The following is a 26,226-nucleotide window of genomic DNA, read 5'->3' as shown; positions in this document are numbered from 1 at the left end:
TGCATAGATAATAATGAAAGTTTATCCCCCCGTTTTATGGGAGTTTTTTCTTTCATTTTATACACAGGGATAGTTGTTCTACATAGACTGAAAATAAATCCAGTGAGGACAACATTATGAACGCGAAGACAGATTTCAAAGTACCATACACACCCAATCATGCGCTCAATGGCAAGGACCTAGAAGTGGTGTTCTTTGTCGGTGAAGAAGGGATCAACAAGTATGGCTTTCGTACGCTCGAAGGCATTCTGTTGACCAAAGAGTTAGCCGACCATTTCAAAAATGAAGAAGGTTCAGACAAGATACCTGCCCACTTAAAACGTCAACGTGATCTCGAAAAGTCACGCAGCGAACCGCTCCAAGACTACTTTCGAACCCGCGATAATACCGTATTGCCCGGACTGGCGATTTGTTTAAGCCACCTTAAGGATGAAGAAGAAATCATTGTAGGTAACCGTAAGATGATTAAAGCCGTGATCCCTGCCGACTGTGATCGGCATATCGCAGACGGTCAAAACCGCAATGAGCTATTTCAAGTTTTATTGACCGAAATGCCTGAGCTTGCAACGCAAACCCTGAGCGTGAAATTCCTTGTCTCAGATACCGACACACTGGAGCCAGTGACAGAGCAAATAAAGCAACTATTCAGTGATTATCACTACAATCAGAGAAAACCAACAACGAGTCAAAACCTCTACTTCGACAGCAGCAAACCTTACAGCCGGTTATTACGTCGATTTCTGGATTTAGAAGTAAACCAATTCACCTTATGGGACCTGATCTCGGTAAGTGGAAAACTCACCAACGGCCAACTTTTCATCTTAAAGCAGCTTCAAGATTTCTTAAACATTGCCAGTGCTTCCACAGCTGCGAAAATAAATGCATTACTCACCAAGAACCCTGAAATGGCAGATCAGTTGTTCAACATGCTCAAGCCTGCGCTTACGAGCGTACTAAACGCTATGCCAATTGGTGAAAGCGATCCTGAGAATGACCCTATGTATAGCAAAGCTATTTATTTCTACGGATGCGCGTGGGTTTGTCGCTCCATCATCGAAGAAGGTATGTCTAATGGTACGGCACCAGACTGGACTGCTCTAGAGCGCTTAAAAGCACTTCCGTTACTCAACATGAAAGACAGCTGGTGGACTCAAGCAGGCGTTGTGCAAAAGCTACAGTTAGACAATGCTAAAGAGCCGAAATACAGAATGCAAAAAGGTTCAGAGAAACTGATGGGCCGACGTCTGTGCAAAGTCTGTGGTATCTACCCGTGTGATGAAATTTAGCCTTTGGAATAAACGCTAAGGAGAGAGATTATGGAACTGAATTTACAAGCCTATCGCTGCCCGTCTGCAATGACTCAAGCTCGACTTGCTATAACTATGGCTCATTCAAGTAATGAATCCCTATGGCTTCACTCCATTGAACCTATGCTAGAGCATCATATTAAGGCTTACCTTGCTTCGGAATACCCTAACGCCACTCTCGCTGTGTTTATGGCCAAAGAGATAACAGAAGCGATGCAAAACGAATGGTTGTCTGATGACAGTTTGTTTGATGAAGATGACTTGGATGGGGCGACAGTTCAGTGCTTGTACTGCATTTCATTCAATGAAAACGTGGACAACCTGGCTATACCCATCCAATAAAAAAGGTGCATCTAAACTGAAGAGTCTAAATGCACCAATAACGACACAAGGACGTTCTTATATCGAGGTCATAGTCTTACCAACGCACGACCATTTGCGCTGTGGCGGTATCCCCAGAATCATCATAACCAACAACCGTCACTAACTCTGATTCGCCCGGTTGTCTTAACTCTGAAATCCGTTTACCGATATTGCGACGCTCGTTATCACCAACTGTCCAATCGTATTTGACCATTTTACCATCTAAGTCTTTACATTTTGCTTCGATACGGGCGGTCTTCGAGTACATACGGTAATCGATAGAGCACGTCGGTGGTTGGTTTGGCACCACTTCAATTGGAATGATCGCTTCCGCTTCTTGACCGTAGTTAGTGAGAATTTTCAATTTCAATTCATGGTCACCCGTTAATAGGTTCTCAATATTTGCTGATGACTTCTCTAACTCAGGTTGTAACTCACCATCGACATACCATTGATAGTCTGCCACTCGGTCTGATGGGTGACCACCTCGAATTGTCGGACGGACATTAACATCAAGTGGCGAACGTTGATAACTGTTACTATACCGTGCAGTTAAATCCACAGTGATCGGCTCAGGTTCCAATACCTCCACATATTCAGTAAAGGTGTCGTAGTTACCGCGATCATCTTCTACCGTAACCGAAATTGGGTATATACCCGGTTGTTTTGCGGTAAATCGCGCTCGATGTCCGTAATCTTTCGTCAACTCCAGTCGGCCTTGTCCGTTCCACTCATACAAATAGTACTCGCGTAAATTCGCACCAATTGGACGTCGTAACCAGATCTCAATCACTGAAGGTGCAACGAGCACACGCTGTTTATACGCCACGTCGAATTGTGGGAACTGATACTCCCATACACGAACCTTATGATCGAATTCCGCATACGTTAACGCCTTGGCATCTTTAACCCACGCACGCAGTGTGAATGTATGAAAGTCAGCTCGGTCCAAATCATCATTCGTTGGAGTAAAGTCCACAACATTCGAATCAACAATGGTTCCGTCTGGTCTTACCCATTCAATTTCAAGTTCGGAGTCCATATTGGAATACGGTGTATCGACATCTCCAACCAAAGTTAACGTATCGGTGGTTTCAACATCAGTATCCCCTTTCACTCTTACTCGAACAGGTTTCGCTCGCTGAGAACGTACTGAGCGGTATTCTGTTGCCCAGCTGTGTTCATCGGTTTCATAACCAAGATACGCCGCTTTTGCGATAATCTTGTTGCTGCCTTCACCTGTTGCAGTGTATTCGAGTGTACTACCGCCTTCAGTGAACGTGACTCCACCATCAATAGACCATTTAATAAGCATATTACCGGCATCCGCCTCTTCACCTTGATCAAGAAGCGTGTACGTTCTTGTCATACCGGTGATCAGGTTTGCTGCCCCAACTAGTTCAGTTTGTGGCACTCGGTACGCCATGATTTGTACGACGTCCGTTTCTGCTATCTCCCCTGTGAAGCGATTTGGAACATGACCTTTCACCAACCAAATACCTTCTACTGCGGTACTGAAAGAAAAGCGCTTACCAGGTTCTCCATATAGATTCCACGTACTGCCATTGTCTTCCGATATGTACCATGACACTTCACCAGAGGCGTCTTTGTCATCACGGGTAAGATGTTGATATTGAATTGCCGCATTCATCGGTACAGAACCCGTTATACGCAGTGTACGCAGTTCACCTTCGATTGCCGTTCCTTTCATGATTTTCAATGTCCCGCGTTGAGAGCGAACCATTGAAACATAATTTTCATTTGGCGATTTTAGTTTCGCTTGTGCATAGAATCGAAGGTCACCGATGTCATCTGATGAGAAGTTTACATCAAAGTCATTCACACCTGATTCGTTCATATCTTGCCAATCCGTCAGGCCATGTAGGTTCTTCTCTTTGTCCATGACAGCAATTCGAACAGACCAATCACCAAGCTCTTCAGATTTGTATACGACATCTCGGTAAAAACTACTATACAGCCCAAATTTCGATTTAACCTTGAATGTGTCAACGGTGGACGTTTCACGAGAAGTTTGCTCAACCTTGAGCCTTGCTCGTGTAGAAGGAACCGCATAAGTCTTCACCGCACTCTCAACTACTTGTTCTGGTAAACGGGCGTAATGAACTTGAACGGCATAATCATCCATCTGCCACAAATCTCGGTGGTTTGCACTGTTTCTGTCTGTGATTACCTTAGTGATAGTGTGCTCGGTGTATCGGTTGGACTGTTTGATGTATTGGCTTTCTAAGGTTTCACCATTTTTAAGGAGCGTAATGTAAATAGGCGACGCCGCTGATTTAACTCGATATCTCCCGATTCTAGATTGCCCCATCTCAACCGCATATATGCCATCTTCAAACATACCGTCGTCGTCGAAGATGATCTCTGGAGTATCTGGGGTATGAACGATTAGGCTTGTATCGTCGACTTTGATTAAGTTTTTTCGGCCTTCAGAGTCATGGATATAAATCTCAGCTTCCACTGTCGCAGGACCCGTATTTTCAAATACACCAATCAGCTCAGGGCTCGCAGTATCCCATGCTTCTTCCAAACCTTGAGGGATGACTGTCCAGTTCACGGAACAAGTCATTTGAGTCGGGTTTTTGATCCCTTGTACCGCCTCATGCTCTGACTTGAACATTCTACAAGCTCGACCTTTCGTTTGTGCGAATGTGATGTCTTGGTTCTGCACAAGTGCCACTTTGCGGTCACTGATGTTGTCGTATTCGAAGTCTAAAGGTAAGAATGAAATGGAATACTCTCTTTGAACTACGTTGTTGTTCCCGTCCTTACCACGCACAATGACTTTATGAACGGTATTAGACTCCCATGGGGTTTCCATTTTGATCGCACGAGCCATCTTGAATTCACCAATATGCTCAACGGGTACGCCATCAAGCAAAATATCAGTGATTTCATTCTCAATACTGGTTTCATCTTGCACGGTGAAAATCATATGCTCCATGAAGTTGATTTCATCACCAGTACTAAACAGCGTGTCATTGTTGTACAGACGAATCTCAGGAGGTAAACGGTCTAACTGCATTGCAGTCACTTCCTTGTCACCTATGTTTGCAAATCTATCTAAGGCTTTTATGTTGCCTTGATAAAATCCATCTACCACTGAACTGAGCGGAATTCGATAGACAAACTTGTTGCCAATCTGTTGAGGGATACCAAAGCTGTCTACTGTCTTCTCGGTATAGGTAACGTATTCATTTCTGAATAAATCGCCTATATCCCTACCCTCTAGCGTAACAAAATCGGATACACCGACATGATCTGTATGCTCTTCAAAGCTCAAACTAACCTTGGATGGTAACCACCACTTATTTGCTGTATCGGTACTGTGCGGCGAACTGAGAACGACTACAGCTTCATTGTTTTGGACAACCACCGTTTCTCCACCAACATCAATCGAAATATCATTGCTAGTGGTATCTCCGACAGCTTTGACAGCATACTGCTCAATAACGGGCGGTCTGTAATCCCACGCGTATTGGATCTGACTGTTCGGGGCTGATACGACATCGTATTTATCCGAGACTTTTAATGCTGTGGTAAGTTGCCCTGTCAGTGAATCGTCACCAGATAGATGAAAGGCAGAAATGGCGACCACGCATGAATCTTGGCCTTCAGGCACCTCACACGATTCACCAAACTGAGTTAAGGCCACCACCTGATCAAATGGACGAGGCTCGACCTCAACAGTAATTTTGCGAAGTTTTTCATTCTTATCGTGCGTAATGAAGCTCAAGCCTTGATATTGAGCTGAAGTAGTGTCCGTGGTGACATTTACAATCACAGGCGGAACGGGTTCAAGGATAGTGTAGGCCACGCTGTCTTCAATCAATGTGATGCGTTCTTTCTCAATACCATTGAAGTAAGAAATGCGATATGAACGGTAATGCTCTCCTGCAGCTGCGGTAGGTCGACCATCGAGCGCTAATCCATTCGCATTCCAGCTCGGGTCGGTATCACCTGTCCATTCGAAGAAACACTTTAGATTGCTACTGTCAGACGTATACGCTTCTTCTCGCACTGTTTCTAATCTACAACCAGATGCTGCGGCTTCTTTAGCTAAGGCTGAATACTCTTTCACGCCACGATAGATTTCATCAGGGTAAGTAAACTCTACTTTTGGCGGCACACTCGTTATGGAACCGATGATGTACACTGATTTCGCAACAGCAGCAGTCCCTATAACTGTTAGTGAACAACTAATAAGAATTTTGATTAACTTGTTCATAGTGCTCTTCAACTCCAAACGCAATTTCATTGGGATAGGTTAAATAAGGTCGAGAGCAATTTTTGAAATTAACAAGCCTATTTTTGAAGATTAAAGTTTTTCTCGCGGCATTCATTGTAAAGGAGGGATTTGGATTGTTACCCCTTCACGACTATGAAGGGGCTGAATGAGAATGAAGACTTATGGTAAAAATATATGGATTAATAAACCTGGCGCGACCGCGATACCGAACGTGAATAAGGACAAGTATAAGTCCGTGGCTACATATGCGCCGATGTCTTTCTTTTTATCAGAAGAAGATTGTGCATTTTTAGACAGGTGTTTAGATATTTCCGTTCCAAACTTTTCAGACAATGGATGACGTCGATTTGACTGATAAATCTCAAAGACAAATTTATCAAAATGCATGAGTTCTTGTAGACGACATTTGATAAACGGGGAGACAAGACAGTAGCATACCGCCACCAGTAAAAAGCAAATTATTGTGAGTGACATGCTATTCAATGGGTTTGTCAAAAAGACAATTATCCCCAATTGAAGAGAGATGTATCCAACAAGAAAATTTAGCGTCTTCATTCCAATACCTCCACCACAGGACTATTCACAAAGGGATCTGGCATGGAAAGCAACAACCGCCCCCCAGTTGCATTGAGCAATTCAATATTCAGCGGTTCACTTTCATCATTTGTCGCCCTGACTCCATATGTCATGGTATGGCTTTGGTCTTTAAAGGAAGTTTGATACGCAAAAAAGCAGGTGGCATTTGACGCCTCAGACTTACAAACTTTTGTTACCAAATTCACTGACTGCACCCCACCATGAGCGACAGCAAAATCAGGCCACTGAATCGCCTTTGAATCTAGTGTTGAGTTGTCCATTGCATACAGGTTTAAAATATACTCGCGTGATGATTTTTCCATCATCGTGTAATCACTGAATCGATTCGCTCTCGTTGTCCACATCATCACGGTAACAATAGTGATTAAGGCCACAAGTCCACACACCAGAAGCCATGTCACCTTCACGTTTTTGCCTGATTTTTCATTACATTGGTTAGTACTCAACATCCATAACCTCACTCATTCTAATTGCTACTTGAGACATTGGAGCCTTGGAGTCCGTTGTTTGCCTCTAGCACGAACGAATAGTCTTCGATGGACTTAGACCACTTATGTAAGTCCGAACAATCAAGACTCTTCAAAGCATAATTTTGCAATGAGTGAGCAAGTGGGTGTTGGACTGCAATGGAGATCGCCACAAATTGAAGCCCAGTAAGCTCCACAGACGTTTCTACGACTGAATCATAAGGAATGTTACATTGGGCGGAAGCATAGCGTGACAAATAGGCGATGGTGTCCCCACACTCCGTTCCACACGCTTCTTTGTAACGACTGATTATGTCGTCACTGGTGTTAGCCATAGCTGAACTCATGAAGACCAAAGTGCTTAAAACCATAGTTAGAATTTTCATTGCATAGTGACCATTGTTGGGGTGTGATTTTCATTGTAAGGAGCGGTAGAAATAAGTTTTTCAAACAAGGAAGGTAATTTGGACTTTAAATTGACAAGCAGGTTTTGGAGCCTGCTTGCCTATTTGGGAGATCATTTGCATAACTTATTTTCTTTCAAAGAAAGGACATTGTTATGCGGCGTTTTCGACTTGTTCTTCGTCTTCATTTTCCAAGTCATCCATGTCAGTCGCAAATGACTCGACCCGACGCGTCTCTAAAATTTTATCGATGGCTTGGTCTTGGGTGTACCCCCGTTCCATCAGAGCCGCTAATTCCATTTTGTCTTTCGGGTCCGTGGAGTACATCAGCAGCATTGCAGGAGGCGCGTAAAAACGCACAACCTCTTTGATGTCATCACCAATTTGGAAGAAGATTTCTGAGTACCTATTTTTACGGGTCCTAATCGATTTGAGAATTTCGAATTCTTGGTCTGACAATGCCACCAGCTTGTCATTTTTAACTTGATTAATCGTGTCTGATTTCTGATACAGGAAGCAACGATATACACAGTTGGCGGCTATGGCTTTACCTACAGATGAACCATACAAGTCACTCAACAATTGGGTGATAATCCAAGCACTAGCATCCACCTTCCTAAAACGCCTAAAGGCACTCTCAAGGAACGATGATACTGGGTTAGCACCTGTGGACCCTTGCTTTTCTTGAAGGAACTCCCAACACTCATCCACAATGAAGGCTTTCGAACGACGCTGAGAACCGGCTTGAGCATCACCCAAGAAGAAATGTTGGTAACACAGGTTGATGATCTGCATTAAGGCAATTACCTGCAATTCCGGTTGCGACTTCAGCTCTTCTAATTCACAGACAATGAATGGGTTGTCCAGCGTTGGGGGCGGCTTATTGACCGTAAACATATCGCCAAACATTTCGCCTTCACGGAATGGTTTTAACTGTTCACCAATGTCATTCAGCTCTTGACGAGAGCTCGCAGAACACATATCAGCGAAGATCGTGACACTTGAGTCGCGACCATGCTTATCCCACATCAATTTCAAAATGGTCGTCATACCACGCTTCTGCAACGTCGTGAGCGTACCATTGGGCTCTGCCATCACCGACAGCATTTCCAAAATCATACCAGCCTGCCCTTCCTTACCACTGAACTCAACAATGGACGGGAAAGGGTTGAGTGAGAACTTCATATCTTGACCGAAACTGATAAATTGACCATTCAACGCTTCACACAAACGGTAGTAGCTTCGACCCACATCGATAATCATTGCCATACCACCATCGCGCTTGGCTTCAGCAATATGTTGAGCGGTCTTCATCAGCTTATCGATTTCTGACTTGGGTAAATTCATCATGTTCCATAGATGCTGGCTTGGCATCTTGCCTGACCCCAATATGCACGTCACAATGTATTGGACGAGAACCGACTTGCCCGAGCCCGACTCCGCGACAACGATACCGTTCATTGAGCCATCGGTTTCAAAAGGATTAAACCCAAACATCGACATGTCTCTGGTTACAAAGGGGATCACAGGTTTACTTGGTGAGTTGCCAGATGAACTGGAAATTATCGGGCTCATGAACGCGCAGACATCAGACGGTACTAAGTTATAGCGGTCTAATCTTTTGCGAGTCACAGGGTCTGGTGCGAAAGGTAATGAATGCAGGAACATAGGTGGAGTCATGTACTTGTCTTCTTCCAATTCGAATCCTGCAGGGGTTGAAGCTACTTTCTTGAAGCGTGCAATCTCCGTCTCTAAATGCTCCTCATCATCACCAAAAATCATAAACTGAAGATACGCATTCACCATCTTCGACTTCTTTTGCTCAATTTTGGTAAAAGCTTCATCAAAGTCAGCTCGCTGCCAACGAACAGTATCATTCCAATTTACTAATTTGTTGTTTGCCTGCATTGTCATGTATTTACGGCGACGCTTAATCTTACCCTCTTCTTTTTTAGAGTTAGGGTAATGGACATTCAATACAATCATGAAGTTCGACCATGCTGTAGAATGCCCATATCGCCAATCACTAAAGACATTCAGCATGTCACCAAAGCCCAGTGTTTTTGGGTATTCTTTGGGAGTAAGCATCGATATAGGCCGCTCATCAATGATGACCTTCGAATCGGTAAACTCGATTTTACCGCCCTGCTCCTGAACTTGATCTCGGGGCATGTAGGCTTCGTTTTTATTAACGTCTCCTTTGCGCCAAGTTGACGAGTCCTTTCTGTTCATGAGCCTTTGCATGAAGTGTAGCCAGCCCCACTGATCCATCGGGGTACAGAACAAGCCGACCTTGTTCAATGACTCTTCTGTATCAGTACGTAGATTATTGAAGTGTTTAAGTTCCTTTTTGGTAGGCACGCCAAAGTTGCCTTTGATTGGAACCTTCACTACGAAGTAACAATCAAACATGCGAGCTCGACAGTCGCTATCACCAAACCCTGATTGTGATGATTGCTGGAAGTGGTTAATCAGCCCCTTTGAAATCGAATTCAGTCTGTCGTTTGCCTCACCTGTTTGTCGACCTCCGTGGTACATAGAAAAGCTATTGGTGAAAGGGCTTAAATTATCATTCGCCCAAAACAAGACCTGAATAAACGTGTCTTCCGGCCAATCGGCCTTATAGATTTGTTCTAATAGCTCCTGTAACTCATCGTTAACGGCTGGCACCGTTTCAATCTTGTACATTAAGCCAATGTAACTGTCTTCGAGCTCGAAATATTTGTGCTTTCGGTTGTAGTCCAAGACAGGGAGAAGATCGCCAAATTTGGAGTTTTCGAATTGCTTAAAAAATCGTGAAATCGCACCCATGATATATGCCCCCTTATTGACGCAGTTGATCGATTAGCGAGTTCGCATTACTTCTCGCATTCTCTCTTAACTCAGAGTCGCTGATAGCCGGTCTTGCATTGCGTGACTCGACGCCAATCTGACCATCATCATTCACATCGTAGTTTTGCTCTTGGCTTTCCTTTCTGACATGGAAGTTGACGTATTGAGAATCATTGGTCTTAGCGCTTCTATCGACGACCCAAGTTCGCTGTGTTGCTTCGATGAATCCATAACCAGGGATCTGTAAGGTTTCTTTGTCTGTATATGGACGCACCAATGTACGAACAATATCGGCAGGCTTTCGCATGGCTAGGGGTTCTGGAGCCGGAAGAAGTAAATGCTGATATGCCGCTTCGGGTGAAGCTAACGCTGGAGCTTGAGAAAAGTTTGCGTGTTGTTGGGTTTCATTCACTGATGCTGAGTCAGCCTCAATGTCCGTTCCGTATTTTTCTTTGTATTCTTTCCCTGTGATGGTTTCGCCATCTTCGTCTGTGACCATGACACGTTCGTCACCTGTCGCCTTCGCATAGTCTTCAGCATTGTTATAGACATTGGTTAGCTCATAAACTTCTCGGACGGACGCACACGCTACACCACTTTTCGCGCCTGGACACACGCCCTCTTCTTCGCCTACGACAGAACAACCGGCTAAAGTAAGCAGCGCAAATGAGATAAATATGGATTGTTTAATCATAGGTCGATTCCTTCTACGATAATGGACGTGAGTTGAGCCTTACTCGTTGGCAGCCCGATAATGGAAGATGTTTTGTTGTTGAAAAATGCAGGAAGCCCAACACGGCCCGGACTCATTATCTGTAGAGACGCGTAAGTTGAATTCACTTTGGTAATGGCTTCTTTACACTGGCTATTTGGTGGGCGGGGGTATTTAGCTTCAGACCAAGTGCCTTCATATAAGGCGTGCAGCGCTTTGTCCGGATCATCGGAACATTGGGCTAACAACGTATTTTCATACTCCTTATCATCGAAGACAGGCACGATTGCTATGCGGAATCTTTTATCAGGGTGCTGCTTCTCAAGGATCTCTACGAAGTCACCGCAATGCTTACAACCCGTTGGTGCAATAAAGAGGGTCCCACCAAAAACTTTGGCTAATGGGTTTAAGTTAAACCCCGCAAAATCTTCTTCTGGGTTGATTTTCATTTTCTTCAAGTCGACATGGGATGCCGCGTAAAGCTCTTGTGGGGAGTTTACGAATTTGGTGTGAACGGTTGAGAATAATGAACCGCCCTTGATAAGAAATTTTCCATCACCGGTGGCCAGTAACATTTCACCGGTATCCAGCTCCATCATAATTAGCTTGTCGGTTTCAATTTCATAACTTGAAACCACATTGATGTCGGCATTGAGGAAATCTTGCGTTGGGGGTTCAGCTGCGACTTGAAGGCTGGCAAGCAACCCTAAGCCCAACATACCTTGAATTTTGTTTGACCATTTCATAGCAACACTCCTAGTTAGTACCAAGAGTTTGCCAAACTTAGATCTGCATAATTTAAATTAGTGAGCCTTATTTCACGGCTTAATTGAATTTTATTGGTGACAAAGGTGAAGTGTTACATCAGAAAAGGTATTTAAATTAACGATAATCAGGGGATGAGGTTCACTTTCCCACAACTAACTATCGCAAGGTATAGTGTTGTTTAACTCCGCCTTTAGAGCTTGTATTAAAGCAAGAACAAATCGCTAATATTCATCGCACAAAATAACGTTAGATGGTATTTCAATGTCACAACCATCTTTATCTTCAATACTTATGCCGCCGAGGTGGAAATTGATTCCGAGGTAAAACCGCTCTAAACATGCTCGACCTCCTGCGTTAGTTCCTTGACCAGCAACTTCGACGTCCACATATCGATATTCGTTGTTAAATTCATCAAACACTTTTTGCCTAGATATCAAGCGACCCGTTTCATAGGCCATTATCTGACCTCGAATGCCATTTCTATACTTGGGCTTAACGTAGACCATTTCCAAAACGACTCTAATCGAATAGTACCCATCATCGTTATGTTCAAACTTACTTAAGCTGCAAAACCCGATCAATTCTTTTGGGTTTCTAGGGTCGACAAAGAAAATGAGCTCATAGAGATTCGGGTCAAGAAAACAACGTACATTAATCCCTTTCTCGCTTTCCGGTATCGACTCTCTTACACTATCAAGAGTGAATAGTTGGTTTTGAATTGGTATTGAAACCATCCAGTTATGTTCTACAATCTCAGTTTGATTAATTTGTGTATTGAAAATATCCCCGAAACTGTAAGTAGATCCGCACATTGTTTCAAATTGAATTTTCAATTGATGGAATAAATCAGAGTACTTCAATTTATCCATATGCTCTAAAGTAGAATCATCCAGATCAGAATAATTTTTGTATTTAATTAGCATAATGGTGCTCTCCGTAAATTGCTCATGCCTGACTGTCATTTATTGAGCGTGATGTCAGTTTCAGAAATTAATTCGTTTAGGTTTCTGATCCCTTTCCTGTCAGTCTTTCTAAGGTATCGGTTAGCAGACCAAGCGATAATTGTTGGTCGACCAAGATGCATTTCGACGTTCCTGACTGATTGTTGCCATTCTTTAAGTCCCCCATACCCCGTAATTGCAAGTCAGCCTCTGCCAAACTGAACCCATCAGAGTGATTGACCAACAAATCCAGTCGGTCTATGGATGGCGTTTTGAGTTGGGTAGTAGGCAGTAGGTCACAATGCCCGATACCTCCTTCCCGCGCTACGCGACCTCGGATCTGGTGCAGCGTAACCACACCAAGATTTTCAGGGTTCAGCACAACGACATAGTTCAGTTTTGGTATTGTGATCCCAACCTCAATCAATGTGGTCGCAATCAATATTTTCCCCTCACCCGACTTCATTGCATTTATGGCAGTCTCATTGTCTTGTTTAGACAACCCACCATGGGACAATTTAACGATGTCACCATACATCGCTTTCCAGTCATCAAAGAGTTGTTCAGCACTGGCTCTGTGTGAAACAGCTTGAGCTTTGGATTCACCTTTCATGGTGCTAATGATTAACACCTTGTCACCACGATTGATGCGTTCTTCAACTCGACAGATAACCTCATCGATTTGGGTATGCTCGTAACGGGTAGTGATCACTTCTCTAGGTGTGTGGTACTTGGTTAATTTGAAGTACGGCAGCATGCCAAAACTCATCATCGCTTGCGTTCTAGGAATGCACGTCGCACTCGACAACAACAGATGTGTCCGGCCATGAGTTATTAATGTGGATTCTTTTTGTTCAAGCCCCATTTTTTGCTCTTCGTCGATCCACAGTAGGTCGATAGGCATATTGTTGTGATGATGGAGCAAAGCCGTCGTACCAATCACGACACGGGTGTCTTCTGTCATCTCGTTGATGCATCGATAGCCTTTACCTACGAAGTTGTCATGCTCACTCTCAGACAATAAAAACTCGATGCCAATATCTGGCCAGCAGTTGTCGATCTCTTTATAGATTTGGGCTCCTAATATTAGGTTGGGAACCATAATGACGACACAACCACCAGCATCAACAACATGACGTGTCAGTATCGCGCCAATGACGGTTTTCCCCGTCCCCACATCCCCGAATAAGACACTTCGTGGGGCTCTGTTGTTAATCGCGGCTTTGATACCGCTCACGGCATCCAATTGTTCATCCGTCAGTTGAAACGGGACGACATCATTGAAATAGGTATCGTCTTTGTCGAGCTGAAATGGGTGAGTTAAATTTGGTTCGCCTTCCACTTCTGAGAACAACAAAGTAGCTGCTATTCTTTGTAGTATAGCGTTGCATTGTTCACTTTCTTCCAATGAATTTGGGAAATGCACAAATCTCAAAACCTCTTCTAAACACAGCGAGTGCGCTTCTAACAACCGTCTAATTTTCCCGTTGCTTAGATTTAATTTCGCTAATTCTTCTCGTATCTTTCTTGCCGTCAATGGGATCAGTTCATCAATATGCTGCTCCAAAAACTCAGCATACTTCAACCCTTTGAGTTGCTTACTTTTGACTTTATAGACCGGAGTGATTTTACCAATGAATTTTTCATTCAATGGCTGCGGGTGGTTGATAAACAGCGCGGTTCCGACTTGTTTCACTTTGCACAAGTAATAACCTCGATCATTAAGTCGACTTGCCAATTGTTGGCCGTATTCACTGTCTAATTTGGCAAAATGAGAAAAACGTTGAGCGACGTTTCGGGAGTCAACAATGCTGCCATTAATGACAGTCGTTCGATTGTATGATTCAGAAATAGAAGTCACTGTCCCTTGAATAACCACACAGTCACTGTCCGTAAGATAGGAAAAGTCAGACACCACTTGTCTCGTGTCCACAAACGATTCAGGTAACCGCAACAACACTTGCCAAACAGGAACTTTAAATGTGTCTTTGATGTACTTTATATCCAGCATTCTCGCGTTTCATTCTGATTCAATAATGCAGTAGTTATACACGTCTGAGCACTATCATTTAGTTACGATGGCTCTCAGTAATATGAAGTTGATTTAGAACGTCTTTACGAACGCTTACTGCTTTAGAGTCAGCTCATAAACCTTCTCGACCGGTTCTTCGATGTACCTACGTGTAACAGTTAACTCAACACCGCTGGTGGTTTTGGTTATTCTAAAGTTTTGGTTTGGAGACTGAGCCAAAACAGAGCCGTCATCATTAACAATCACGTCAACGGGTAATCGTTTCCCAAACGCCTCAATGTAGTCAGCTCCGACGTTGAATTCTGCAGCGCCGTCTGACGATACAGAGCTCCACTGGCCAACATAGGCATGAGAATCATCGAAGAAAACAGAAGAGAACTTTAGAACCAGAACACCAGACAGTACGAGTACGCCACATAGGGTCAGTGTCTTTCGATTTATACGTATCGACATAATGAATTCCTATAAACATGAGAACCCCATATTACTTGTGGTAGAAGTCGATTTTGCTAAATAGCGAGGGGAATTTGAGCTGCTATTTGATATTTGGGGAGTCGAAGTTAGCTCTAATCCTGATACCAATACTCCGAGCAGTTCAATGATGGTCGTTTCAGAATGTAATCCCAAGTTTTCATTGTTCTGATTAGATAATTGGTCTTGATGTTGACTGTCTTTGAGTTATAGCAACCGACGGCTTCCCAAACATGACCCTTAGCGTAGGTAAGGCATCCTTTGAATATATCTGCACTGATACGGATATTGAGAACAGGGTCAGTGGCAACATCTACCCAAGACTTATTAGGGTAGTTTCGTAAGATGTATTTGGAATGGATTGTATTCACCTGAGCGGGACCCAAGTCATAGGAATCGTTAGTATTTTTTACTTTACTGCCGATTTTGCCCCCCTCGCCAACCACAAGTAAGTTAAGAAAGTCTCTCGGGACATACTTCTCTCCTGCGACTTCAGCAACAATGCTGCATCTACTCGCGTTTGATAAAGCAACAGTATCTAATTTGGTGTCATGGATATCTGGCAAGAAAAACATGGTGATTCTCCTTTTCGTGGCCAATGATTGAAAGTCAGTGCAAACACGCTTTTCATAAGTGCTGACTAAGTATGTTCCTGTGGTGATACACCTTTTCTCTTCATCTTTATTCTTCATTCGTTGAGCGGAAATTGTTGATGAGGAAATTACCCGAGAAAGTGCAATCCTACCTTGCTGTTTCGACTAGCGAAGGCGCATTTCTTAGCTTTAAGCATTGAGACTCGACACAAAGCTTTGCCTCTTAAGTGGCTTACATATCTACGGTATCGGTATTTGTGAATTGGCTATGATTATAATCTTCTAAATAGTAACGCTTATTAGCACAGATACTGTTCCATTCAAGGCTTACCGCATCAAGCTTCTCAGCAAGAATTTGGTATTGTTCAATTAGGACGTTGTAAGCTTGAACATCTGAGTTTGTAGGGTGATCTATGCTTTGGATGTAGAGCTTCCTTTCTTCTAACTGAGCGCGTAAATCGAATGCTTGCGACTGATTTTGGTCTTGATAGTGCCTTATAGCCAAGCACTTTTCTATTTGCTCGACAGTTAATGTGTTTTGGTCATAATGCTTAACAATGTCGCGGTGCAAAACACCTGTACCGATATCAGGCTTGTCATTGATACTATCACTCTTCATTATTTTGACACCTACACCTCCTACTATCCCAATAAATAAGAGCGTCACTAATAGACCACGAAAGCCGCCCAATAAAAGCTTATCCGTCTCTATGTGCTGATCTTGCTCCCTATCTAGATGAAGGTTGATTTTTTTGGGGATACACCTTCTACGCAGCCATCGCCTAACGGTTACAAAAATACGAAATATCATTTTAAACAGCCAATTAACGACAAAGAGAGCCACTATAGTTGACATAGCAAAAGCCAAACGCTGATTCAGACTAAGGCCATGCACCCAAGTAACCCATCCATTAAAAAAGCTGACCACAAGATCATCAACCTGTGGCCCGTAGCTTAATCGTTCAAACCAATCCAAGCTTAATCGTTCAAACCAATCCATTTAGCTTCTCCGTTCAATTCTATTACGCTGATTTGGTCACTACTTTTTTTGCTCCAACTTTCTGAATTACTACAGTCTTACGTTTCACAAGTAGTGCGTATGCATCGTTGAGAGACATGCCTTTCTTCGTGTAGTGATGTTCTGGTATGTTGGATAAGTGGATTTCGTTTCTATCCCCTCGATCCCATACGTTTATCTTGCGTATTGTTCGGTACTGGATTCCTTTTGCGTTAAAAGGTGGGTTTGCCAGTAAGTAGTCGGTAACATCACTTTTGTCAGGGTACACATGAACAGCCTGTACAGATGGCCCATTTTTAGCGCCTAGCCAGATATAATTACCACAATCTTCCACTGCTAATTCTCGAAAATAAAAATCAAAGCGAACCAAGCTCTTTCTTGGATCTACAATTTTGACATTTTTTCGAGTTTTTCCATCTCGCTTGAATTTAGATTGCTGTATTACTTGTATAACTCTCACGTACTCAATTTGTGAGTGGTGCTTCTCACATAAAGAGTATCGTTTTGCCTGGTGTCCATTTTCTACCATTGTTAGTGTGGGTTGTTTACAGACTACACACTCGCGCAGGGTGTTATTCTCGATGACTTTCATTAAAAAATCCCCAAGTCAAAAAAGATTTAGACTCTGACGGTCAGTTATACACGTCTAATCACTTGGGTTTACGAATTAGCGAGTCCATTTAAGCCCCTTATTTGACAAAGGAACTCGATTCCATCACATCATTAGGCATCGTCTTAAACGAGAGGAGGTCACTGTTTTCTATTCAAAACGGGGGAAACACTAAAAATCGTTCCACTAATTTCATTTCGGCATGACTGTCTATGCCATATTTCTGATATTGGGTTGTCTAGATGAATGGAACTGGAAAACGTTATGGAAATGAATACTAAGTGTGTCCCTGTCAGAACCGCTGCGTGCTTAATTGTCGCCTTCGCGTGTTTGGCCGTGTATATGCTCACACCCAGCCGCACCGATTACTTAGATGCACGAGTAAACTTGTTATTTTCTCAATGCAGCTCAAGTCTTTTGGAAGATGAGTTCAAAATGGAACCATGTGAAGAGCTCTATCGAACCTACGCCAACATCTCGCGCAGTACCGCTTATCACTACATCTCGGATAACGTGATGTTTAAACTTCATGGCGAGATTTCGAAGCTGGGCTACTCGTTGGACATCAACCAGGTCACCGATGGATTTATGCAAAAACTTCCGTCAGGCAAATACCACACGACACGACGCAATAACATCATCGACGCATGGATTAGCTCTCCCACAGAGTCCGTCGAATTTGATTATGAGGGAGGCATCGACGCCTCGCTTTAGTAATTTGGGAAACCCAAAAATCCAATCGTTTGATTGTTGCGATTGAACCCACTCCGTTGTTAACTTTTTGGGTTTCCCTACCACCTCCCCCACTCAATTCTCTAAATTCACTCTCAAAAGTTGTATCAACTATGTCCTAGTATCCGATGGGCATTACCATGTTAAAGTTTAATTTATACCACCCTGTGATTAACCTCATCCTCTCCCATGATGGCGTTATTGACGAACTCGACCTAGAAACTAACGTTGTCAGTGATACAGCGACACGGGTTCTCATCGATACCTGCTTCAAATTGCATGAAGATAAACAATCAATCGATTTAAACACGATTAAAGCGCGTGTATACGCTGAGTATGGGCAAGAGGGAGTCGACGCGATTACTACAGTTGCCATGGAGTCACTAGCGCAACCAGCAAACATAAATGCTCTTTCTGACTATGTTTCGCAAATCAACGACACTAACAACAAACGAACACTTCAGGTGGAGCTTCAAAAGCTATTAACACAATGTTCGTCAAACAAGACGACCGATGAAATCATAGGTTCGATGCATTCTGTTGTTGAGTCTTATGACGAAGTGGAAAAGGACAATGAGCAAGGCCCAATTTCATTGAAAGATGCCTTTGCTGCAACGCTGGACAACATGGAGCGCAGAAGCAAAGGGGAATTTAATGCATTTAAGTCGGGCTTTGCATGCTTTGAAGCACTTGGTGGATTCCGACCTGCAGATTTCATCATCCTTGCAGGCCGTCCATCTCATGGCAAAACCACCTTACTCCTGAACGTTATCAAAAACTCAAGTTATCAAAACGATGCACCATTCTTATTTTTCTCCCTTGAAATGAGCTCTGAATCGATTGGAGAGAATTTGCTATCTAACTTGGCAAGCGTACCACTGAGTAATATTCGAAACGCCAGCATGAGTGATACTCAATGGGCTGATTGTTCATCTGCGCTAGGTAGATCCGGTGATTACAATATTGAGATGGATGACGGTTCAATGACCGTCGAGGAGTTGTGTCGTCGCGCACGTCGCTTTTATCGGCAGCATAATGGAAAGATTTCTGGTATTGGTGTGGACTACATTCAGTTGCTAACCAGTGAAAAATACAAAACTGATAATAGAAACTTAGAAGTCTCAGAAATATCACGACAGCTCAAAGCGTTGGGGAAAGAGTTACAAGTACCTGTTATAGCACTATCCCAATTGTCTCGCGATATCGAGAAGCGTGCTGATAAACGCCCAGTGAATTCCGACTTACGAGAGTCAGGTTCGCTAGAGCAAGATGCGGATATCATCTGCTTTATTTATCGACCGGAAATGTATGATCCTCAAAATGAACCTGGTGTCGCTCATTTGATTATTAGCAAAGCTCGTAAATCAGCTATAGGCTCTGCAAAAACAACCTTCATTGGAAAATACGCTCAAATTAAAGATTCCTTCAATTACACGCAAAGCGCACCACCAGCTGCGTCACCTATTGCTGATCAATACCAAAGGACCGACAACAAAAAGCAGAATACCGAAACTAACGATACTCTGCCAAACAACAGTCCCAATGGGAGTGGAATTGAGTTCATCAACTAAGCAAGCGCACGTTCCCATGACTTAGAAAGTGACTTATGTGCGCCTAGCTTTTGTAAGGCGCTTGTCTTAACTTGGGTATATCGAGACGAGGAGAAACCGAGAGATTCAACCAAGTCGTTTCGATTCAATGTACCGGCTACTAATCCCATCTCATTCATGATCACAATTTTCTCGTTCGCATTGAGGGTCTTTAACTGGGCAATCAAGTGCTGTCTCAACTTAAGATGCGTCAAATCCGACACCACATTGTCGTTACATCCACTAGTTACCCCATATCGATTGTCGTTCGAACCTTGATCAAAGTCATACAATGGTTTGGGTAAGTACGATGATGCACTGGAACCTGGGGTCAGCTTGTTGTTGGTTTTCTCGGAATTAATTTCAATTGCTTTTGAATAAGCGCCTGAAATGTCCCGGTCTGATACTTTCACCATCAGTGTATGGTGGAGCTCTTTTCTTGATACAACGGTCTTAACGCGAGCGCTCGCGTAAGTATCAAAGCTCGCTATACCCGTATGCTTATAGCAGCGTGCAGCACGAATCGTTTCCAAGGCAGCCTCTTGTACACGATCTGAAAGATAGTCGATATCATAGTTATGGCGGCGTAGTAACTTGCGTAAACTGTTTAATGACTTCAGCGTTACGTTCTGGATAGCAGTATTCAGATCTTTGAGCTGAGTCGGCTCAGGGCAACCTCGTTCCACCATTTCGTAAACCACGAACGCTGTCACTTGTAATTCGTTAAGAACAAAGTCGTCAGTTGCCTGTGACTGAAGTAGCTCTGCTGGAGTGTGTTTGTTAGAGACAACGTGGCCAACATAATTGGCGCAAGTTGCATCATTGGCAATTTCTGAAAGCTTCTGCCTCCAATTCGGTGTTGTTTGAGTAATTTCTTTGAACACCTTCCTTGTTGTAGTGGCCAATGTTTCAAGCACTTCTGATTGCGATTCTTTTACAGAATTAAAGCTTTCTGTGATGAGGGAATTCATTCTACTGATCGGGTCCATAGTAACGCTCCATACATTTTTTCATAACTGGGGTGGGTAAACTCATTATGGTTTTCCCCGATCATCGCGTCAATTTTCTCCCCCCGTTTCAATCTATCTCGAAAAAAAGTTCTCTTAATTGAAAACATAACGTTGTTCATCGAGCACTATGTTACGACCACTCAAATCGAGGAATCTAATGATGGCACCTTTGTTCAAGAAGACAGCGACGACTTTATTTACAATTTTGGCAATTGGTTCTGCAGCTACCGCATCAGCTTCTGAAGTTGAAATGTCACAACAACAATTCAACTCGATGCTTATGAAAGCGTTCCAATCAAACCCTGAACTCTTAATCGCAGGAGTGGAATCCGTGAGGACATACCAAACAATGAAGCATAAACAAATGTTTTCAAAATCTTTGTATTATGATGAAGATACGCCGGTTCTTAATGAAGCTGGAGAGATCACTGTGGTGGAGTTTTTTGACTACGCATGTGGAGTATGTAAAAGGGGTGCAACGGAGTTGGCTCCCCTTTTAGGTAAAGACAAACGCATCCGATTCGTGTATAAAGATGTGTCCATTTTAGGTGCTAATTCCACTGAATTAGCAAAGATAGCCATTGCTGTAAATCAGATCTCTCCCAATGCGTATCCAGCATTCCACAAAGAGCTTCTTTCAATGCAGCAGTCCATCCCACAGAAGGCATACGAGCTTGCTGAACTGATGGGGCTAGACAGTACGCTTATCAAAAAGACTGCGAATTCGTCACAAGTAAGTGCTATTTTAAATAAAAATAATACACTTTTTAGAGATCTGAAACTTACTGGAACTCCAACTTTTTATATTGGTGAAAAAAAGTTTGGGGGCCTAATCAGTCGTCAACAGATGATCGAAGAAGTGAACCTTCAGTATAGCCAACTGGTAAACCAAACTAATAGGCAGGCAGTTAGTAAATAGGAAGCATCGTATATTGGTGTGGAGGTATTTACTCGTATGGCCCTGCAAAGTCACTCCAAGGAGGGAGTGGAGCAGACTAACTATAAGTAGTAAGGCATAACTACGAAATCACCACACATACTCCCCCGTTCTTCGGGGGTTTTTTTTACTTATAGTGCCACAAGCTAGTCACTATATTGCTATAGCCTGTCGTTATTGTGCCACAAGCCAACCACCAGCGGCTCCACCAAGTTCAAAGTTAAGCCAGCCGGTTTGCATATAAACTATACAAAACCACACACCATTATTATAATTACTTCAGTTCTCAAAATCTTCTAAGTTCTCTGCCACTATCCGGTAGTTCCCTTATTAGTCGGGTGATATGTCCCGTTGATCATACCAGTCCTCGACTGAATTTATTGAAAATGTATTTTTCACTGATCCCTCATCGCGTGTAGCAACCGTCACACAGCACACCTAAGCAGATTGCCTCAGTCTTCTTTGGCGTGCTGTGTGGTGACAGTTACGTGTGGTGAAAAGTCGGATAACCTGGGGATAGGCTTCGACTTAACAATAATAAAAGTTGCCCTGCATTGGAGCGGGGCCTTTTTTTTCTAAAAAGACACTTTACCCTTGGCATTTTCAGTTTCCTAACTTGAACAACTCTTTTATTTTCATTTTCCTTCATAGAATTGGTCATTGATGTATACAAAAGAAATCAACATGAGATAAGAAAAAGGTTTTCTACCATGACAAAAGTGTCAGCGAACAATAATTATAAATAGTTTGTTACATGTAACTGTAGCTAACCTTCTGTTTTATATAACCTTCTTTAAGGTTGCACTTTTGGATGCTTTTAACCATCTCAAAAACAACCTTAATTTTAATTTATTGCCTTTAAATTCAGATAATTAGCTATATATTAATTGCGTTACATTGCTATTATCCGCATGAGCATTACTCAGCGCCATGTTTTTTCGTATTAACGTAGCATTTTGTGATTGAACTTTAGCGAGCATAGCTTTTAATTCCGCCACCTCAGACCGCAGCTCTCGATTGCGGTCTTTGTATTCATTAAGTTCAGTTTGTTTTGCATCACGTTGCTGTCGAATGCCCTTATTTACACCGCCTTTAATGCGTTCTAATAGGTCAGGGCAATCACGGTGAATCAATGCTCGACTTACGCCAGCTTCTTCGGCAACAGCAGCGACACTCATTTTGCGTTTATAAGAGACAACATTAGGGCGACCCTTTTCGATACGAATAATGGCAAGTCGAACCGCTTTGTGTGTCGCTTTTTCTTTCTGGTTAGACATTTATCACCTCGATATGCTCTCTTTCGTTAATCTCTTGCTTCATAGCTTCAACATCAATCCCCAATGCCGCCAGAACCTTTTCACAGCGCTTCATGCCTTTTTTGACCGCCGCTCTACCAGCTTCACCAATATCATCTAATTGCATCAGTTTCATTTGCTGCACTAGCATTCCCTCCCAATAAGGCAGGTGTCGCTTATCTACAATGCCACTTTCACAGCTATCAGGCTTACCACACTTACACTCATCATCATTGGTACACCACCCAATACCTGTTGAGCGAATTGGTATGGAGCTAGAGTATGCCTCTGCCATAGCACTAAGAGAGCCAAAAAATTTGATTAACTCTTTATCCTCACGGACTTTCTTGATGTTTTGAGCTATATCACCACCCGTGATAGGCACATCTAGTTCAAACCAATCTTGCTTAATTTCTTCTTCAACCAGATATTTCTCTCGGAGCATTTCTTCAAACAATTCCGCATCAAAATCATCATTAAAGGCATACAAAGCGGTCATGGTAATAGACCAATGTTTAAAGTGGTCTTTCAATGCTCTCAAGTCGCCTAATTCAGAATGAACCGCATAATTAGCAAAGGTACGTCTGAATTGGTGCGCTGATAGGTTCCAATCATTCGCTATCTGTTTACATAAGTTTGGCAACCTAGTGTTAGTTATGGCCACCCCTGACAATAGGTAAATTGCGTTTCCTTTTCCGAGGTTTTTCGATAGACAAATGTGGTCTGAGATTTCCTCAAGTCGATGTACTTCCACATGGTCATTGCTTGCTTTCGCTTTTAGTAAATCACACTCAAGCTGCTCTTGAAGTGAAGCACTAAAACGACCAAGAATATCAATCGCTTCAGTGGCTATCTTTGGCGCAATCCACTCAGCTAACCCAGTATGTGTTTTCTCAGAGACAGTTTCGATGTAGTAGTAAGTGGTGTCATCTTTCGTTTCAGAGCGATACGCATCACGCTTAATGCCTAATATTTCATGGATACGCATACCCGTTGTGAGTAGCAGCCAGAAGATACAGCTATCTCGCAGTAGTAATGTTTCTTTCTTTTTTGATGATGCCAGAATTTCATCAGCTCTATCTAGGCATGATTTAGTAAGCTGACACAGCGGAATTAGCACTTTATCTGGAATAATGGGGGTCTTGCCTTTGATAATGGCTTCCCGATACACTTCACCAACATACCCAGCTTGCTCATTAGCGCTTGATTCAGACCAGGGATGCTCTTTGACAAAATCAAACTCTTTGCAGTGGTAATAAAGGTCTTCTAGAATGCGAAATCTATCCACTTTAGTGATTGCTGTCAGTGGTTTAGTTTCGCCTTTTCGTTTTGAGAGCAGAGTGTTTACGTGCCTAACGTAGGCATTTGAGGTAAAAGCCGTAAGCCCATGTGTCGCTGTAGTATCTGACCTTAAAACCCACTGAAAATAAATTTTCAACTTGGCCAGTATTTTTCCCAAAGAGCCAAGCGCTAAACCCTTTTTCATTTTACTCCAGATTACCCACTTTGCCATGCGTTTCATTTGAGTGTCCGAAATGGTGGAAAAAGTAAGGTTTAATGCACTTGCTATAGTTGCTTTCGTACCTTTACTAGCAGGAAACACCCATACATCTTCCTCAAATCGAGATAGCGTTTGGTATTCACCATTGGCGAGTTTAATGTAGGTCACGATACCCGTTAGAGAGCCACCAATGACTTGCTCAAGCGCACTGGTGCTTGGCTTTGGGCATTGCTGAATCGCAAACTCAGCTTGCGAGAGTATTAACTCAATTGAACTCATTGCGTCACCTTTAACATATCAAGATTTTGCCAGTACGGATGTGGATTGGTTCTTGCTCGCTCTTTTTCAGCCTCTACACGCTGCAACTGATCAAGCTTTGCAAATTCAGGGATAACTTCTTCATCCACGATTCTTAGAACATTCTTTAAATGACGCTTCCAGTCTTTGCGACCAAACTCATCACGGTTGCGAATAATTGCCCAATAAAAACTAAAGAGTTTATACAAATCATCACCTGTAATAACGAAGCTCTTACAACGGAAGCAACCTAAAAAGTCATTACAGAATGTGCCATTTTTCGGTGCTTTATCACCATTTTTAGGGTCTTTACAATGCCCTACAGGGACGCTTGACTCTGTACTCGTTAGCTCTTTAACTCGTATCTCGCCCATCAAGCCTAAATTACGCTTTGATTGCTCAGGGGCTTGTAAATAATGGTCAAGCGTTCCCGTCCCGTTGTGTTTGGCTTGCTGCGCGGCAATCAGCAAACTCTCACCACTTAGCTCGTAGATGTCATTAATAAACGTCTTGCGAAAACGGCTTACATTAAGTTTTATCGTGCGACCATCTTCATCTCTTAGGTCGTACTCTTTGATGAAATTTTTGATGTTATATTGAAGCAGCCTCTCTGATAGAGAGGTGGCCGCACCTCTCTCTGCACCTTTGCGAGCTATTATAGGCTCATAGACAAATACCAAGTCTGTGTCGATAGACTTTCTCTCTTGGGTATTGCGTTCAATGATAGCCTCAATAAGATAAGCCACATCAAGCTTTATCCCTTGCACCACTTCAAGTTCCTCTGATTTTCGCAAATTGTGCAATTGCGTTGAGCTGCCTCTTTTTTTGAATACGGTTAACAGCTTGCGGCAATCTTTAAGTGGGTGGTCACTCAATGAGTCGGTAGTCATATTGAGAAGTGGAGATGTATTGATGCCCGTTTGGATTGCCACAGCTAATAAGCAAACCACTAATTCATAACCTGTCAATGGTTCGGTCTTTTGATAAATCGGCTTAATCGCTTGTTTTAGCGCAACCACCACCTGCCTTTTTTCATGGGGAGTAAGTGGTTTCTCACCCTTCACTCGTTTGCTTGAATTTGGAAATGGGTTCTTAGGAAAGAAATCACTGTTTAGGTTGATATCACCAATGACTGACCAATAGCCCTTGTCTTTCATATGTATCAGCATTGACTTGAGATGAGTGTAGTAACCTTTTTGGGTGTTATACCCTAACTCACAACCTTTAAGGTGCAGCAAATACTGCTCGAACAACTCTGGCGTAATATCTGCTTGTGTTAAGTCCTCACCCGCTGAATGCCTAAATAATTTAAGGTATTCAGCGAAATGGTAAAAACCATTTTTAAAATAACTTTTTTGAGTTTCCTCGCTAAGGGCATCGGTGTTTTTCAGCAGAGCTTTTGCGGTGTAGTACACTCGATTTGTTATGTCGTCATAACCTTTGCCATAGAAACGAGAAAAATTAACGTTAGAACCATTAC

Annotated in this window: 20 protein-coding genes; 5 read left to right on the top strand and 15 right to left on the bottom strand. The window is 42.8% G+C overall.

Annotated elements, in window-relative coordinates; all coding sequences use genetic code 11:
- Positions 1–116 precede the first annotated feature (116 nt).
- Both AB4507_RS00170 and AB4507_RS00165 read left to right on the top strand, forming a co-directional pair.
- Positions 117–1,286 carry a DGQHR domain-containing protein gene (locus AB4507_RS00170; protein ID WP_372157297.1) on the top strand — a complete coding sequence of 390 codons (1,170 nt, stop codon included), beginning with the start codon at positions 117–119 and terminating at the stop codon, positions 1,284–1,286.
- Between the two features lie 30 nt (positions 1,287–1,316).
- Positions 1,317–1,649: a hypothetical protein gene (locus AB4507_RS00165; protein ID WP_081230277.1), complete on the top strand. Its 333-nt coding sequence runs from the start codon at positions 1,317–1,319 to the stop codon at positions 1,647–1,649.
- A gap of 76 nt (positions 1,650–1,725) precedes the next feature.
- Here AB4507_RS00165 and AB4507_RS00160 read toward each other — a convergent pair whose 3' ends face one another.
- The 11 genes from AB4507_RS00160 to AB4507_RS00110 all read right to left on the bottom strand — a co-directional run bounded on the left by AB4507_RS00160 (position 1,726) and on the right by AB4507_RS00110 (position 17,367).
- Positions 1,726–5,919: a hypothetical protein gene (locus tag AB4507_RS00160; protein WP_372157295.1), complete on the bottom strand. Its 4,194-nt coding sequence runs from the start codon at positions 5,917–5,919 to the stop codon at positions 1,726–1,728.
- A gap of 572 nt (positions 5,920–6,491) precedes the next feature.
- Positions 6,492–6,986, bottom strand: a complete 495-nt coding sequence (locus tag AB4507_RS00155; protein ID WP_372157293.1) for a hypothetical protein — start codon at positions 6,984–6,986, stop codon at positions 6,492–6,494.
- A gap of 575 nt (positions 6,987–7,561) precedes the next feature.
- Positions 7,562–10,219: a TraC family protein gene (locus tag AB4507_RS00150; RefSeq protein WP_136987036.1), complete on the bottom strand. Its 2,658-nt coding sequence runs from the start codon at positions 10,217–10,219 to the stop codon at positions 7,562–7,564.
- 13 nt (positions 10,220–10,232) lie between these two features.
- Positions 10,233–10,934, bottom strand: coding sequence for a TraV family lipoprotein (locus AB4507_RS00145; protein WP_086714968.1), 702 nt, complete (start codon positions 10,932–10,934; stop codon positions 10,233–10,235).
- Entirely contained in the window at positions 10,931–11,698 is a 768-nt protein-coding gene (locus tag AB4507_RS00140) for a hypothetical protein (protein WP_081230270.1), read from the bottom strand. Before AB4507_RS00140 ends, AB4507_RS00145 begins: the two co-directional genes overlap by 4 nt.
- 243 nt (positions 11,699–11,941) lie before the next feature.
- On the bottom strand, positions 11,942–12,643 hold the full coding sequence (locus AB4507_RS00135; protein ID WP_102305741.1) for a hypothetical protein: 702 nt from the start codon (positions 12,641–12,643) through the stop codon (positions 11,942–11,944).
- A gap of 76 nt (positions 12,644–12,719) precedes the next feature.
- Complete coding sequence (locus AB4507_RS00130; RefSeq protein WP_136987035.1) at positions 12,720–14,672, bottom strand: helicase-related protein; 1,953 nt, start codon at positions 14,670–14,672, stop codon at positions 12,720–12,722.
- A gap of 114 nt (positions 14,673–14,786) precedes the next feature.
- Complete coding sequence (locus tag AB4507_RS00125) at positions 14,787–15,146, bottom strand: hypothetical protein (RefSeq protein WP_102305739.1); 360 nt, start codon at positions 15,144–15,146, stop codon at positions 14,787–14,789.
- Between the two features lie 113 nt (positions 15,147–15,259).
- Positions 15,260–15,739 carry a lytic transglycosylase domain-containing protein gene (locus tag AB4507_RS00120; protein ID WP_146493234.1) on the bottom strand — a complete coding sequence of 160 codons (480 nt, stop codon included), beginning with the start codon at positions 15,737–15,739 and terminating at the stop codon, positions 15,260–15,262.
- 250 nt (positions 15,740–15,989) lie between these two features.
- Positions 15,990–16,757, bottom strand: coding sequence for a hypothetical protein (locus tag AB4507_RS00115; RefSeq protein WP_372157291.1), 768 nt, complete (start codon positions 16,755–16,757; stop codon positions 15,990–15,992).
- Between the two features lie 22 nt (positions 16,758–16,779).
- On the bottom strand, positions 16,780–17,367 hold the full coding sequence (locus AB4507_RS00110; protein WP_086714975.1) for a hypothetical protein: 588 nt from the start codon (positions 17,365–17,367) through the stop codon (positions 16,780–16,782).
- A 360-nt stretch (positions 17,368–17,727) separates the two neighbouring features.
- On the opposite strand from AB4507_RS00110, the gene AB4507_RS00105 reads away from it, so the two are divergent.
- Together AB4507_RS00105 and AB4507_RS00100 are read left to right on the top strand one after the other, a co-directional pair.
- Positions 17,728–18,099, top strand: a complete 372-nt coding sequence (locus tag AB4507_RS00105) for a hypothetical protein (protein WP_372157289.1) — start codon at positions 17,728–17,730, stop codon at positions 18,097–18,099.
- A gap of 158 nt (positions 18,100–18,257) precedes the next feature.
- Positions 18,258–19,688: a replicative DNA helicase gene (locus AB4507_RS00100; protein WP_372050572.1), complete on the top strand. Its 1,431-nt coding sequence runs from the start codon at positions 18,258–18,260 to the stop codon at positions 19,686–19,688.
- Here the strand turns inward: AB4507_RS00100 and AB4507_RS00095 are convergent.
- Complete coding sequence (locus AB4507_RS00095) at positions 19,685–20,695, bottom strand: hypothetical protein (protein WP_372157287.1); 1,011 nt, start codon at positions 20,693–20,695, stop codon at positions 19,685–19,687. The two genes, AB4507_RS00100 and AB4507_RS00095, sit on opposite strands and share 4 nt — an antisense overlap.
- Before the next feature lie 178 nt (positions 20,696–20,873).
- Between AB4507_RS00095 and AB4507_RS00090 the strand changes: the two genes are divergently transcribed.
- Entirely contained in the window at positions 20,874–21,635 is a 762-nt protein-coding gene (locus tag AB4507_RS00090) for a DsbA family protein (RefSeq protein ID WP_372157285.1), read from the top strand.
- 890 nt (positions 21,636–22,525) lie between these two features.
- Here the strand turns inward: AB4507_RS00090 and AB4507_RS00085 are convergent.
- Genes AB4507_RS00085 through AB4507_RS00075 form a run of 3 tightly spaced genes read right to left on the bottom strand, consistent with a single transcriptional unit; the run spans position 22,526 to position 26,161 of the window.
- A complete protein-coding gene (locus AB4507_RS00085; RefSeq protein WP_372128597.1) occupies positions 22,526–22,930 on the bottom strand; it encodes a TetR family transcriptional regulator in 405 nt (134 codons plus the stop codon).
- A complete protein-coding gene (locus tag AB4507_RS00080; protein WP_372157283.1) occupies positions 22,923–24,728 on the bottom strand; it encodes a site-specific integrase in 1,806 nt (601 codons plus the stop codon). The genes AB4507_RS00085 and AB4507_RS00080 overlap by 8 nt, the downstream gene beginning before the upstream one ends.
- On the bottom strand, positions 24,725–26,161 hold the full coding sequence (locus AB4507_RS00075; protein WP_372182032.1) for a phage integrase SAM-like domain-containing protein: 1,437 nt from the start codon (positions 26,159–26,161) through the stop codon (positions 24,725–24,727). Before AB4507_RS00075 ends, AB4507_RS00080 begins: the two co-directional genes overlap by 4 nt.
- Between the last annotated feature and the right edge of the window lie 65 nt (positions 26,162–26,226).

It is taken from the genome of Vibrio sp. 10N.222.54.A3 (assembly GCF_041474095.1).
GTDB lineage: Bacteria > Pseudomonadota > Gammaproteobacteria > Enterobacterales > Vibrionaceae > Vibrio > Vibrio crassostreae_C.
This window is presented reverse-complemented; position numbering and strand designations above follow the sequence as displayed.